This is a genomic window from Spongiivirga sp. MCCC 1A20706 (assembly GCF_046524175.1).
Classification (GTDB): domain Bacteria; phylum Bacteroidota; class Bacteroidia; order Flavobacteriales; family Flavobacteriaceae; genus Spongiivirga.
Genome location: NZ_JBEFZF010000005.1, coordinates 190,640 through 203,838, shown reverse-complemented (window position 1 = coordinate 203,838; position 13,199 = coordinate 190,640). Strand labels below are relative to the sequence as shown.

Here is a 13,199-nt window from a genome sequence, read left to right as displayed (position 1 = left end):
GCCCTTTGGTATTTTCCAAAGGGCTTTTTTATGTCCTATGGTTTTTATAAAATTACAGGGACAATAATTCTGATTATCACTTAAAAAACTTGAAAATTCCGTTTTAGACTTCGGCAACAGTTTAGTTATATTTGCAAAACTTCTTCAATAAAAAATGCAATACAAACGAATTTTACTCAAACTTTCTGGTGAAGCACTCATGGGCGATCGCCAATATGGTATAGATCCTAAGCGATTAGCCGAATATGCTACCGAAATAAAACAGGCTGTAGATAAGGGTGTACAAGTGGCTATTGTCATTGGTGGTGGAAATATTTTTAGAGGGGTAGCCGGGGCAAGTGCTGGCATGGATCGTGTACAAGGAGACCATATGGGAATGTTAGCAACCGTTATCAATTCTTTAGCCCTACAAAGTGCTTTGGATAATGCTGGAGTAGAAACTAGGGTACAGACCGCCATTAAAATAAACGAAGTTGCCGAACCTTTTATACGAAGAAGAGCCTTGCGCCACTTAGAAAAAGGACGGGTAGTCATTTTCGGAGGAGGTACCGGTAATCCTTATTTTACGACCGATTCAGCAGCTGCGCTTCGGGCTGTAGAAATTGAGGCCGATGTAATTTTAAAAGGTACAAGAGTAGATGGTATTTATACCGCTGATCCAGAAAAAAATAAAGACGCTACGAAGTTTGATGCTATCTCTTTTGAAGATGTCCTGAAAAAGGGACTAAAAGTAATGGACACCACTGCATTCACCTTAAGCCAAGAGAATGAATTGCCTATTATTGTTTTCGATATGAACAAAAAAGGAAACCTACTTAAAATCGTTTCTGGTGAGAACATCGGTACAAAAGTTGATTTATAATCCTATTTGTGGCTTAATCTTTGAAGTGCTATTTTTACAAAAAGCAATTGTGTTATGAACGATGAAATTCAATTTATATTAGATGCTACCAACGAGTCAATGGAAGCTGCTATAGCTCATTTGATTAAACAATTGGCTAATATTCGTGCCGGTAAGGCGAGTCCTTCTATGTTAGGAAGTGTAATGGTTGACTATTACGGTACACAAACACCATTAAATCAGGTTGCAAATGTAAATACACCCGATGGGCGTACTATTAGTGTACAACCTTGGGAAAAATCAATGCTTCAAGAAATTGAACGCGGTATTATGATGGCGAATCTTGGTTTTAATCCCATGAATAATGGCGAGACTATCATCATTAATGTACCACCATTAACTGAAGAACGTCGTCGTGATCTTGCAAAACAAGCGAAAGCAGAAGCTGAAGATGCTAAGGTAGGTGTTAGAAATGCCCGTAAAGACGCTAACAATGATGTTAAGAAAATAGAAGACGCTTCGGAAGACGTAAAGAAAAATGCCGAGATCGATGTGCAAGAGCTAACAGATAAGCATACAAAACATATTGACGAAATACTCGCAGCAAAGGAAAAAGAGATCATGACCGTTTGATAGTGTCAAATCTAAAATCACGCTTCCTACTTCTTAAATTATTAAAGTACCTTTGCCTGGGTAGTAAAATCGACTAATGGCAAACATGAATACCTCAGGCTTTTGGCCAACAGTATCCAGAATAATTCTTAGAAATCGCATTTTTATTCTAGTGTTATTAGCTGCCATTACGGTCGCTTTAGGAACACAATGGAAACATATGCGGTTTACCTATACGGAAGCAAATCTACTGCCGGACGATCATGAGGTAAATATCACTTACAATAAATTTCTAGATATTTTTGGTGAAGAGGGTAACCTTATAGTACTTGCCGTAAAAGACCCTGCCTTGTTTACTGTTCGCAATTTTAATGCATGGAACAAACTTAGTAAGCAGTTTAATGCCGTACCGGAAATAGACCTCGTCGTATCGGTAAATAATTTAAAGAAACTTGTTGCTGATAGAGATAAGGAGACTTTTGTGCTAGAAGATTTAGTACAGACTACGCCTAAAACAGCAGATGAGGTTTCTAAAATAAAGAAAGAGCTTTTTGAAAAACTACCCTTTTACGAGAGCCTTTTATACAATAAAGAATCAGGTACATTACGAACAGCGGTCTACATGGACAAGGCCATTGTCAACACATCAGTCAGGAAAAACTTCGTTTTTAATGAGCTCATTCCGCTTATTGAAAGTTTTGAACAAGAAACAGGACTCGATGTTCGTGTTAGCGGTATGCCATATGTACGTACCTTAAATGCTCAAAATATTGTCGATGAGATAGGACTGTTTGTAGGCGGGGCACTTTTGGTAACCTCATTCATATTCTTCTTTTTCTTCAGATCGTTTAGGGCAACATTCATTAGCATGGTTGTTGTGATGATCGGAGTGATGTGGGCTTTTGGTATTCTGGGGTTGTTGAAATATGAAATTACTGTACTTACCGCACTAATTCCACCACTAATCATCGTCATTGGGATTCCCAATTGTATTTTCTTGATCAATAAGTACCAGCAAGAGGTAAAAAAGCATGGTAATCAGGCTAAATCGTTACAAAGGGTAATTTCTAAAATTGGGAATGCAACCCTTATGACCAATTTGACCACTGCCTCTGGCTTTGCAACTTTCATCCTAACTAAAAGTCAGTTGCTGAAAGAGTTCGGTATTGTAGCATCTATTAATATTGTGGTCATTTTCATTCTTTCGTTACTGATTATTCCTATTATTTACAGCTTCATGTCGTTGCCTAAATACAAACACTTAAAGCATTTAAATAAACAGTGGATTGGGAAGTTTGTCGGCTGGATGGAGCATGTGGTGCGCAATCATAAAATTGGGATTTATACTGTATCATTAGTACTTCTTATTGCGAGTATCATTGGAATTTACCAAATTAAAATTTCGGGTAGTTTAATTGAAGACATGCCAAAAAGTGCTGCTTTCTTTGATGATATAAGATTTTTTGAGGAAGAGTTTGATGGTATTATGCCTCTTGAGGTAATGATTGATACTAAAAGAAAGAATGGTGTCATGAAACTATCTACTTTAAGAAGGATGGACGACTTAGAAAGGCTTATTGAAGAAATTCCTGAATTATCAAAAACAATCTCAGTAACCGGCTTAGTGAAATACTCGAAACAGGCCTATTATAATGGTAAACCTAAATATTATCAGTTACCCTCATCACAAGAAAACAATTTCATTTTATCATATGCTAAAAAATCATCAGATAGTGCTGATTTACTAAATAGCTTTGTTGATAGTACAGGACAGGTTGCACGAATTACCACTTTCATGCGGGATATCGGTACCGAAAAAATGGAAGATATTGAAGAAACCCTGTGGACAAAGATTAATAAAGTATTCCCCACTGAACGATATGATGTTAGTTTGACAGGTAAGGCACTACTATTCTTAAAGGGCACCAAATATCTGATCAATAATCTGGTGATATCACTTTCGCTTGCGATTTTTCTAATCGCATTATTCATGGCGTATATGTTTCGTTCATTTAGAATGATCATCATTTCCTTAATTCCAAATCTTTTACCATTATTAATTACCGCGGGTATGATGGGATATTTAGGTGTCCCTATTAAACCTTCTACAATTTTGGTGTTTAGTATAGCTTTTGGAATATCAGTAGATGATACTATTCATTTTCTGGCAAAGTATCGTCAGGAATTACAAGCTAATCGCTGGAAGATAACTAAATCGGTCTATGCTGCATTAAAGGAAACAGGCGTTAGTATGTTTTACACTTCTATTGTACTGTTCTTTGGTTTTTCTGTATTTATGATCTCAAGTTTTGGTGGTACGGTTGCTTTAGGAGGATTAGTTTCGGCAACTCTTTTGTTCGCAATGCTTTCTAATCTGCTATTACTTCCTTGTTTACTGTTATCATTGGAAAAAAGTATCGCGAATAAGAAAATTCTTAAAAAACCACCAATTCAAATCCTACCAAAGGAAGATAAAGACGTTAAAGTCGATCAAGAAGGGTAGTGTATTTCAAGAAAAATTAGTACGGTAGACTACTGTTTTTAACTACTTAAATACCGTTTAAGTAGTGTAGAAAACGTCTTAAAAATAACAAGCCCGCTGACATTGTCAGCGGGCTTGAGTAAGTTCCCCCAAACCTACCCTAAAAGTTGTTTTTATTATTTAAATAATAAAAACGATAACTATTGATTAATAGTTGTAACAAATATAGTGTAACGATAAAGTGAGATAAAGGGGGTTTTTCCCCTAAATATTTTGTTAATGTTTAGCATAAACCTGATAGTTAGCACCTTAAGTCTAAAAATCACTGTTTGAAGATTAAACAAAATGAGATTTATAGTTTCGGTTAAATATAGTTTTTGTTACTAACCAAAAATTTATATTTGCAACCGTAAAAGACAACGCAGGTTCAGATGAAAAATATAAAAGTTAAAGAGCTTTTAAATAGCACAGACTTTTTAAGGGAAATTCAAGTAAGCGGATGGGTACGTTCATTTCGAAGTAATCGGTTTATTGCTTTAAATGATGGATCGACCCTACATAACATTCAATGTGTAGTCGATTTTGAAAATACAGATGAAGATTTATTAAAACGTATTACAACAGGGGCTGCAGTAAAGGTGAACGGAACTCTTGTTGAAAGTCAGGGGAAAGGTCAAAAAGTAGAGATACAAGTATCATCGATAACTATTTTGGGTGACGCAGATCCTGAGGAAGTAAAGCGTACAATTTTACAACCAAAACGTCATACGCTAGAATTTTTAAGAGAGCAGGCGCATTTGCGTCCTCGTACCAATACCTTTGGGGCTATTATGCGTGTGAGATCAGCCTTGTCTTTCGGTATACATAAGTATTTTCAAGAAAATGGCTTTTATTACGTAAACACGCCAATTATAACTGGTAGTGATGCTGAGGGTGCTGGCGAAATGTTTCGCGTTTCAACATTAGATGAGAAGAATCCGCCACTTACTGAAGCGGGTGAGGTTGACTATAAACAAGATTTTTTCGGCAAAGAAACCAACCTTACGGTCTCGGGTCAGCTCGAAGCAGAAACCTATGCTATGGGCATGGGGCAGGTATATACTTTTGGGCCCACCTTTAGAGCAGAAAATTCAAATACCTCTAGACATTTAGCAGAGTTTTGGATGATAGAGCCTGAAGTGGCCTTTTGCGAGCTTGATGGCAACATGGATCTTGCGGAAGATTTCATTAAATCTGTTTTGAAATATGTCATGGAAACCTGTCCTGACGACATTGAGTTTTTAGAGAATAGGTTGATTCAAGAAGATAAAACCAAACCGCAAGCCGAGAGAAGTACGATGACACTCCGTGAAAAATTGAAGTTTGTTATTGATAACAACTTTAAGCGTGTGAGTTATACTGAGGCTATTGATATTTTAAAGAATAGCAAGCCAAACAAAAAGAAGAAATTTAAATACCTCATTGAAGAGTGGGGTGCTGATCTTCAGAGCGAACACGAAAGATATTTAGTAGAAAAGCATTTCGAATGCCCTGTTATTTTATTTGATTATCCGGCTAAAATTAAGGCTTTTTATATGCGTATGAATGAAGATGGAAAGACGGTTCGGGCAATGGATATCCTTTTTCCTGGTATTGGTGAAATTGTCGGTGGTTCACAGCGTGAAGAACGGTTGGATGTGCTTCAGGAACGTATCAAAGAAATGGGAATAGACGAGGAAGAATTATGGTGGTACCTTGACCTTCGTAAGTTTGGTACCGCACCGCACTCAGGCTTTGGGCTTGGTTTTGAACGCCTCGTTTTATTTGCAACAGGAATGGGTAATATTCGCGATGTAATTCCTTTCCCGAGAACGCCACAAAATGCGGAATTTTAATACATCATATATCGACCTGTAAGGTCTTCTTTCCAGAATAAAGAGAAAGAAAGATCTTTATAGGTCTTTTTACTTCAAATACATACAATCCTTATTATAATCGATTACGGCTCTTCCCTTTTTTAAGATATCAGCTCCAATAATGCCATCTACAGGATCAGCCTTATGTTGCGTTAATGCCGTATTTACATGTGACATATTGAATAGTACCAAAACAACTTTCTTCTTTTTCCAACTACCAATCTCTAGGGTGTTTTTATAAGAGACTTTGGTTAGCATATTGACTGCGCCCGCACCTGCGGCGCGTACTTCAGAATCTTCAGCGACTAAATTAAAGTTTTCAGAAGCATCTAAACCAACACAAGAACTGGAAGCACCTGTATCAACGATAAAAAAGCCTTTTTTACCATTTATTTTGGCTTGCATTGCGTAGTGATTCGTCTTTATTTTAGTGAGTTTGATTCGGGTGTATCCTTTATCTAAAAGAAATTTTCTAAGACTTTTTCTCATGGTACCCTAGTTGGTGTTGAATCTAAATATCTGAGATTTTGATGTATTTCCTTCACTATCATTAGTATTTATTTGCCAGTAATAAGTAGTGCCTGAATTAGTATTAACTACTTGTTGTGTCGTTGTGACATTTCCTGTTGACTGTACAGGAGGAGTAACAGTGTCGAAAAGAACATCATAGCTTACAATATCGTTATCTACGTCAGCTCCTTGCCAACTAAGTGTAGTAGAACCGGCAGCCACGGTTGCCCCTAATGCCGGACTTGGTGTTGAAGCAGGAAATGGAGGGTGCGTTACAATACCGGGTCCGGCATTATAAAATCGCCATGTTAAGCTTTCAGCAGGATCTGTATTAATAACCCCGTTTGAGGTAACCGACCAACTATAGGGTGTGCCTCGGTTAATTGTTATGTCAAGTTCGTTAGTTTCTGACTCTTGTGTCGTAGTGGAATTACTATTTAAATTAGTGAGAGTTACAACATAGTTTTCCGTAGCAGTTGTCATCGACCATCTGAAGGTAACGGTGCTTTGGGTATCGCTAATAACAGTGCCTTCATTGCATTCAGAATTTTCCTCAGGGAAAATCAAGGTTGCTGCTGTAGGGTTAGGAGGGGGGCCATCATCCTTTTTACAACTTGTGCTAATTGTGGCAAAAACTAAAACAATAAATCCAATTTTTTTCATAGTACCCTAATTAACGCTTTATTATTTTAAAGTGTTCTTTTTTGTCATTTGCAATCACTTCAATAATGTAAGTTCCTGTTTTAAGAGCAGAAAGATCAACTTGCCCCTCTCCATTACTTACATTAATCGCTTGGCTAAATAAAAGTGCACCGTGAATAGTGTGAATATTGGCGAATACTTGTTGATTGTTACTGTTACCTACTGCAATGAACGCAGTACCATTTATTACCGGGTTCGGGTATAGTTGAATCGCTTGACCATTAAAAACGATACTTTCTGACACCTCGCCTTGACAATCTAGATCGGTACTTACCTTTAATAAATTAATGCCGTTTTTTAATGGCAGTGATACCTGAGTTTCCTGCGTTGTTATTACCTCATTATTAAGATTAATTCGATATGTGGTTGCACCTGATAGATTTAAAATGAGTGAATTACTTTCTTCATCAATACGGCTGGAAACTCCTAACGGATCAGGTTCTGTGATCACTATATCAAAACACTGCTCAAATGTTGGTTCGGATACTAGTGTAAAACAAATGGTGTAATTACCCGCAGAAAGATTGTTGAACGTAGTGGTACCAGAAAAATCACGAGTTTCTGAACTAACCCCTGTCAAAGCCGCCTGAAAGGTAAATGAGGTATTAACTGAAGTAATCGTCAAACTACCATTATTACTATTTCTACAGGTTTCTGATGTAATTTGAAGTGTAAAATTGTTGGATGGTAATGAGAAAATAGGACAGCCCTCAGCATCAACCATACTACCGGCTGGAGTATCGGGGCAGGTGTCAGATGAATCAGGTACACCGTCATTATCTTGGTCTGGCGTTAAATCACCTTCACCACAGATCGTTAGTGCAACACTATTCAAAGAGCCGCCGTCAACATCAAAACCGTCATTAATAGTAAGTGTCCAAGCACCTAACGAGCTTTCGCCACTAAATACGGATAAAGGAGTGGCGGGTTGAACCAACCCTGAAATAGCAGGTGGAGTGTTACTACAGTTAATAATACTTCCGTTGTCATCAAAAGTCGCATTAATATTATCAAAGTCTTCTCCGCTACCGGGATTACAACTTCTGTCAAAGATTGTGGCAATTGTTCCTTCGGGGCTTCGCAATGTAATGGTTAAATCTGATGGAAATGTATGTGTAATATCCAATCCGATGTTTACCTCATTTATAACTAAATCATCAATAACATTTATTTGATAGGTAACTGTCTGCGGACCATTAGGAGGGATTGCAATATCGATGTTTTGTGTGTCATTGTCAGAACAATTATTGGCTACAGTGGTAAACGACCGTACGGAAGAATATGCACCTTGGCCGCAGTCATTTGTTGCTCGAACTCTCCAGAAATATTGAGTATCGGGTGTTAAAGAAGTCGGAGTATATTGATTGGTGTCTATCGTTGCTTGGTCTGAAATCGATGTGAAACCAACATCAGTTGCAATTTGTATCTCATACTGCTGTGCATTTATATCTTCATCCCAATCAAATTGTTGAGTGCTCAAAATATTACCTGCTCCATCCGCAGGGTTCGATAAATTTAGCGTGGCGAATGTGTTATTATTTACATCGAAATCCACCGTAATATTCTTACTTACTGATGCGGAATTTGCTAAGATTTCAATATCATAATTGCCAACGGCCAACATATCAGTTCCTGAAACGGTCATTTGAACAGTATCTCCATCATTTACTGCAGTTGTTGGGTTAAAAACGACACTACTTCCAGTTGGTATGTTGGTGGCGCTAAAGGTGGTGGTTTCATTAAAACCTAAAAAGGTATTATATGTTAAGGTATAGACCACATCATCAGGTTGGCATACCTGTTTACTAGTTTCATCAGGTATCACAACAAACTCTGAATCTACGATTTCAAAAACCGAACCATTTATAGTAAAGAAGATATTGTCAACCGCTTGAATCATAATTCTACCTTGATTGGTGGTATTTCCTCCGGGAACAATTAAATCAAAACTTCCATTATTAGGAACATTAGCAGCTAAAGTTGTGTCAAAAGTTTGTCCACCATCTTTTGACAACAAAATGTTTACATTCTGAACATTTATCGGGGCTACATCAGTGTTAGCTACATCCCAAGTAATGGTAACGGTCTCCCCAGCATTCCAGATAAATGGACTATTCTGTGAAGTGATTTGAAATGGTCCTGAGTTTCCATCAACTGTTATGCCCATTAAATCAGAGTCTGTTTGTCCGCCCCCAATTACGTTGTCTCGCACCGTAAACGCAAATTCCATAGTACGTCCTACCGCTGGCAATACTTCAAACGTTGGGGTTAGATTTCCTGCTAGTATATCACTTAGTGAAGGAAAATAGCGTGTAGGAGAAGCAGCAGGCCTTCTGGATCTAAATAAAGGTCCCGCAGTATTGGTCGCTTCTGGAGTCGCTTGGTTAATGCCTTCAGGGTCATTTTGTTCCCAGGTATAGGTAAGTACATCACCTAGATCAGCATCTGTCGCGGTACCAGTTAACGCAAAAGGGGTAGAAATAGGAATAATATAATCATCTCCTGCATTGGCTGCTGGAGGGTTGTTGGTTAATGCAATGGTTTCAGCACAACTCTCCCCCACACCTGTTTGAATGAAGGCGGAGATATCACGAATATTCACATAGTTAAAGTAGTCATCGCTGTTTCCTTGTATGTTGGAAGCAGTAGTTGTGCATATACCCGCGTATCCCATGATCGTGGTGCCACTTCCAGGTTCTACTTCGGCATTACCTCCACCTGAACGTGCACAATTTGCTGTTGCATTTTGAACGTGTAATCCTCCAAACTGATGTCCTATTTCATGCGCTACAAAGTCAATATCGAAAGCATCCCCAGTGGGGTTAGCTCGCCCGGTGTAAGCACTTCCTTTAATACCGCTTCTACATACTGACCCGATATCTCCAGCATCCCCACCACCCGATGTATTAAAGCTGTGGCCAATATCATAATTTCCATCTCCTATGATGTTATCGAGTGTAGTTTGCGTTTCGGTATTAAAATTTCCTGTGTATGGGTCTGCCGCTACATCACCAAAGTAAATGACTTGATCGTTGTTTGCAACAAGCTCCATAGTAATCCCCAGCTCTAACTCATAAATACCATTCACACGAGTCATAGTAACATTCATTTGAGCCAATATATCAGCAATTTCGGTACCTGGGTTTGCGAAAAAATTTCCATATTCTGCGCTGCATGACAATGCCAATCGATACTTTCTTAAAGTGCTATCATTTGTATTTTTTTGAGCACTGCTATTTGGGATTGGAATTTTATCTCCCAAAGCGGACTCGTCTAAAACACAGTGTAATTCATCTTTTGCAGCAGTAATATCTTCTCTTGCATATACAATGTAGTTTTTTGCAGAGGTGTCAGGTTCAATATAAACCGTTGATTTGTTGGTTGATCGAATCATAAAATGTGCACCTCTATGATCTACGCTAAATCTAGCTTTTGCTGTAGGGTCATCTATACCCCGAGCTGCATATGATTTAATTGTCGGATATTTTTTAGCCAATGCAGGATGAAATATGGACGCTTCGTATACGTAAAATCGTTCTAAGTCTCCATCGGCATTAGGTAGCATAATAACAGTAGCGGACTGTTTTGTACTCACTCGACTGGGTGCTTTAACCAGACTGTTTTTAAAAGTATCCATGTCTAAACTAAATACTTTTTGCTTTTTTAAGCTAAGATTTGTCTTATGTGATATTGAAGATTTATCTTTGACAACGGTCTTCGACCAATAAGATTTTTGCCCAAATGTGGCTGTCGAAAGCAGAAATAGCAAAATTGATGTAATTTGGCGTAAACGTCTAAATATCATAAGTATTTTTTGTTATAGGCTGCCTAACAAAGCTACATTTTTTAAAACGTAACAACCGCTATAAGCGTATTTTTTTGTGAAAAAATTCGATTCAATTCAATCCTTCAATGCAAACACAAATACTGTTGTTACTATTGGTACTTTTGACGGTGTTCATATAGGCCACCGAAAAATTATCGACAATTTAATTGAACAAGCGAAAACAACTGGACTTAAATCGGTCATCCTCACTTTTTTTCCGCATCCGCGCATGGTGTTGCAAAAAGATATTTCTATCAAATTGTTAAATACTATCAAAGAGCGTACCGATATTTTATCAGCTGCAGGCTTGGATAATTTGGTGGTTCACCCATTCTCAAAAGAATTTTCTCGACTTACTGCTTTAGAGTTCGTAAGAGATGTATTGGTGAATCAGCTAAAAATAAAAAAGATCATTATTGGTTATGATCATCGGTTTGGAAGAAATAGAACAGCCGATATTAATGATCTTATAGAATTTGGAAAAACATTCGATTTTGAAGTAGAACAAATAGGAGCAGAAGCTTTGGATGACGTAGCGATAAGTTCCACTAAAATACGCAATGCTTTAAAAGAAGGTGACGTTGAAAAGGCAAATCGATATTTAGGATATGAATACATGGTTGGGGGTCATGTTGTTTCGGGTAAAGGTCTGGGGCGTACTATTCAATTTCCGACTGCAAATATCAATGTTGCCGAAACCTACAAGCTTATACCGCAAGACGGAGTGTATTTGGTAAAGGCTAGATTGAATGGAGAAGAAATTTTCGGAATGACCAATATTGGTCAAAATCCTACTGTGAGTGATGAAAACACCAAAAAAATAGAAACCTACTTTTTCAATTTTGATGGTGATTTATATGGTGAAGAACTACAACTTATTTTTTTGAAACGCTTGCGAGATGAAGTGAAATTCGAATCAGTTGAAGCACTTAGAGATCAATTAAGTAAAGATAAACTACAATCGTTAGAATTTATAAAAGCATACCAAGATGCTTGATCAATGGCTTTTTAAACGAATTGATAATACCTCACTGGTTGTTTTCAGAATCTTCTTTGGACTCCTACTTTTTTTAGAATCTGTAGGTGCTATTTTCACCGGTTGGATAAGAAGAACGCTGGTTGAACCAGAGTTTACGTTTACATTTATCGGTTTTGAATGGTTGCAACCCTTACCGGGTTACGGAATGTATTTTTATTATGCGATCATGGGTTTTTTCGGACTTATGGTTATGCTTGGCTATAAATATCGATTCGCCATTATAAGTTTCACTATTATGTGGACGGCAACATACCTAATGCAAAAAACTAGCTACAACAACCATTATTATTTATTAATACTCATTTGTGGTATTATGGCATTGTTGCCTGCCAACAGGTATCATTCTATTGATGCGAAGCAACATCCCGAAATACAATCAATTAGTATGCCCAATTGGTGCAGGTGGATTGTTATTATCCAATTATGGATCGTTTATACATATGCTTCGATTGCAAAATTGTATCCTGATTGGTTAGACCATACTGTTGCAAGAAACTTGATGTTAAGGGTTAAAAAATACCCTATTGTAGGGGAATTGCTTCAAAGTGATTGGGCACATTATTTCATTACCTATGTGGGTATTGGTTTTGATGCTTTAATTATTCCGTTGTTGCTAATCAAGCAGACCCGAAAATGGGCTTTTTTTGCATCTATTTTCTTCCATTTATTTAATTCTATTATATTTCAAATTGGCATTTTTCCATATTTATCATTAGCATTTGCGTTGTTTTTCTTTGAACCGAGAACCATCAGAAATATCTTTTTAAAGAAAAAAGAATTGTATGAGGGTGATGAAGTAAGTGTTGCTAACTACAAAAAAATGCTAGTTACATTAGGATTACTCTATTTCAGTATTCAAATCGCGTTACCTTTACGACATCATTTTATAAAGGATGACGTATTGTGGACTGAAGAAGGTCATAGAATGAGCTGGCGGATGATGCTTCGGTCAAAGTCTGGCTACATTACCTTTACAGTTATCGAAAAAGAAACAGGGAAGAAGCATGTTGTTAATTTAAAAGACTACGTGACCAAAAAGCAAATGCGAACTGTTAGAACAAAGCCAGATGTTATTTGGCAATTTGCACAGCGCTTAAAAAAGGAATACCAAGCAAAAGGAATTGCTGTTAAGGTGTATGCCGATGGTAAGCTAAGTGTGAATGGCAGGAAATCAAGAAGGTTAGTCAATAATGAAGTTGACCTTGCTGCTGTTAAATGGAATTATTTCAGTCATCAAGATTGGCTATTGCCTTCAGATTTATATCCTGAAGAATAGGGTGTAGTTTTCTGGC

The 13,199-nt window shown here is 37.5% G+C and carries 9 protein-coding genes; 6 read left to right on the top strand and 3 right to left on the bottom strand.

Going from position 1 to position 13,199, the window contains the following annotated elements:
• Window positions 1-154 precede the first annotated feature (154 nt).
• From pyrH to asnS, 4 genes are all read left to right on the top strand, one after another.
• Window positions 155-862 (top strand): UMP kinase, encoded by a 708-nt coding sequence (gene pyrH, locus ABN763_RS13500; RefSeq protein ID WP_410486011.1) that lies wholly within the window; start codon window positions 155-157, stop codon window positions 860-862.
• 54 nt (window positions 863-916) lie between these two features.
• The gene (gene frr / locus ABN763_RS13495) at window positions 917-1,474 is read left to right on the top strand and encodes a ribosome recycling factor (protein WP_410486010.1); all 558 of its coding nucleotides are present in this window, start codon (window positions 917-919) and stop codon (window positions 1,472-1,474) included.
• A gap of 76 nt (window positions 1,475-1,550) precedes the next feature.
• On the top strand, window positions 1,551-3,956 hold the full coding sequence (locus tag ABN763_RS13490; protein ID WP_410486009.1) for an efflux RND transporter permease subunit: 2,406 nt from the start codon (window positions 1,551-1,553) through the stop codon (window positions 3,954-3,956).
• 410 nt (window positions 3,957-4,366) lie between these two features.
• Window positions 4,367-5,809 carry an asparagine--tRNA ligase gene (gene asnS, locus ABN763_RS13485; protein WP_410486008.1) on the top strand — a complete coding sequence of 481 codons (1,443 nt, stop codon included), beginning with the start codon at window positions 4,367-4,369 and terminating at the stop codon, window positions 5,807-5,809.
• A gap of 69 nt (window positions 5,810-5,878) precedes the next feature.
• Here the strand turns inward: asnS and ABN763_RS13480 are convergent, their stop codons facing one another.
• Genes ABN763_RS13480 through ABN763_RS13470 form a run of 3 tightly spaced genes read right to left on the bottom strand, consistent with a single transcriptional unit; the run spans window position 5,879 to window position 10,679 of the window.
• Window positions 5,879-6,319, bottom strand: a complete 441-nt coding sequence (locus ABN763_RS13480) for a retropepsin-like aspartic protease (protein ID WP_410486007.1) — start codon at window positions 6,317-6,319, stop codon at window positions 5,879-5,881.
• Between the two features lie 6 nt (window positions 6,320-6,325).
• Complete coding sequence (locus ABN763_RS13475; protein WP_410486006.1) at window positions 6,326-7,003, bottom strand: hypothetical protein; 678 nt, start codon at window positions 7,001-7,003, stop codon at window positions 6,326-6,328.
• 10 nt (window positions 7,004-7,013) lie between these two features.
• Window positions 7,014-10,679 (bottom strand): reprolysin-like metallopeptidase, encoded by a 3,666-nt coding sequence (locus ABN763_RS13470; protein ID WP_410486005.1) that lies wholly within the window; start codon window positions 10,677-10,679, stop codon window positions 7,014-7,016.
• Between the two features lie 244 nt (window positions 10,680-10,923).
• Between ABN763_RS13470 and ABN763_RS13465 the strand changes: the two genes are divergently transcribed.
• Window positions 10,924-11,865 (top strand): bifunctional riboflavin kinase/FAD synthetase, encoded by a 942-nt coding sequence (locus ABN763_RS13465; protein WP_410486004.1) that lies wholly within the window; start codon window positions 10,924-10,926, stop codon window positions 11,863-11,865.
• Entirely contained in the window at window positions 11,858-13,183 is a 1,326-nt protein-coding gene (locus ABN763_RS13460) for an HTTM domain-containing protein (RefSeq protein WP_410486003.1), read from the top strand. Before ABN763_RS13465 ends, ABN763_RS13460 begins: the two co-directional genes overlap by 8 nt.
• Window positions 13,184-13,199 lie beyond the last annotated feature (16 nt).

Excerpts from the sequence above, each read along its gene's own strand:
- pyrH (WP_410486011.1), top strand. The coding sequence starts at position 155 with ATGCAATACAAACGAATTTTACTCAAACTTTCTGGTGAAGCACTCATG.
- frr (WP_410486010.1), top strand. The coding sequence starts at position 917 with ATGAACGATGAAATTCAATTTATATTAGATGCTACCAACGAGTCAATG.
- ABN763_RS13490 (WP_410486009.1), top strand. The coding sequence starts at position 1,551 with ATGGCAAACATGAATACCTCAGGCTTTTGGCCAACAGTATCCAGAATA.
- asnS (WP_410486008.1), top strand. The coding sequence starts at position 4,367 with ATGAAAAATATAAAAGTTAAAGAGCTTTTAAATAGCACAGACTTTTTA.
- ABN763_RS13480 (WP_410486007.1), bottom strand. The coding sequence starts at position 6,319 with ATGAGAAAAAGTCTTAGAAAATTTCTTTTAGATAAAGGATACACCCGA.
- ABN763_RS13475 (WP_410486006.1), bottom strand. The coding sequence starts at position 7,003 with ATGAAAAAAATTGGATTTATTGTTTTAGTTTTTGCCACAATTAGCACA.
- ABN763_RS13470 (WP_410486005.1), bottom strand. The coding sequence starts at position 10,679 with ATGGATACTTTTAAAAACAGTCTGGTTAAAGCACCCAGTCGAGTGAGT.
- ABN763_RS13460 (WP_410486003.1), top strand. The coding sequence starts at position 11,858 with ATGCTTGATCAATGGCTTTTTAAACGAATTGATAATACCTCACTGGTT.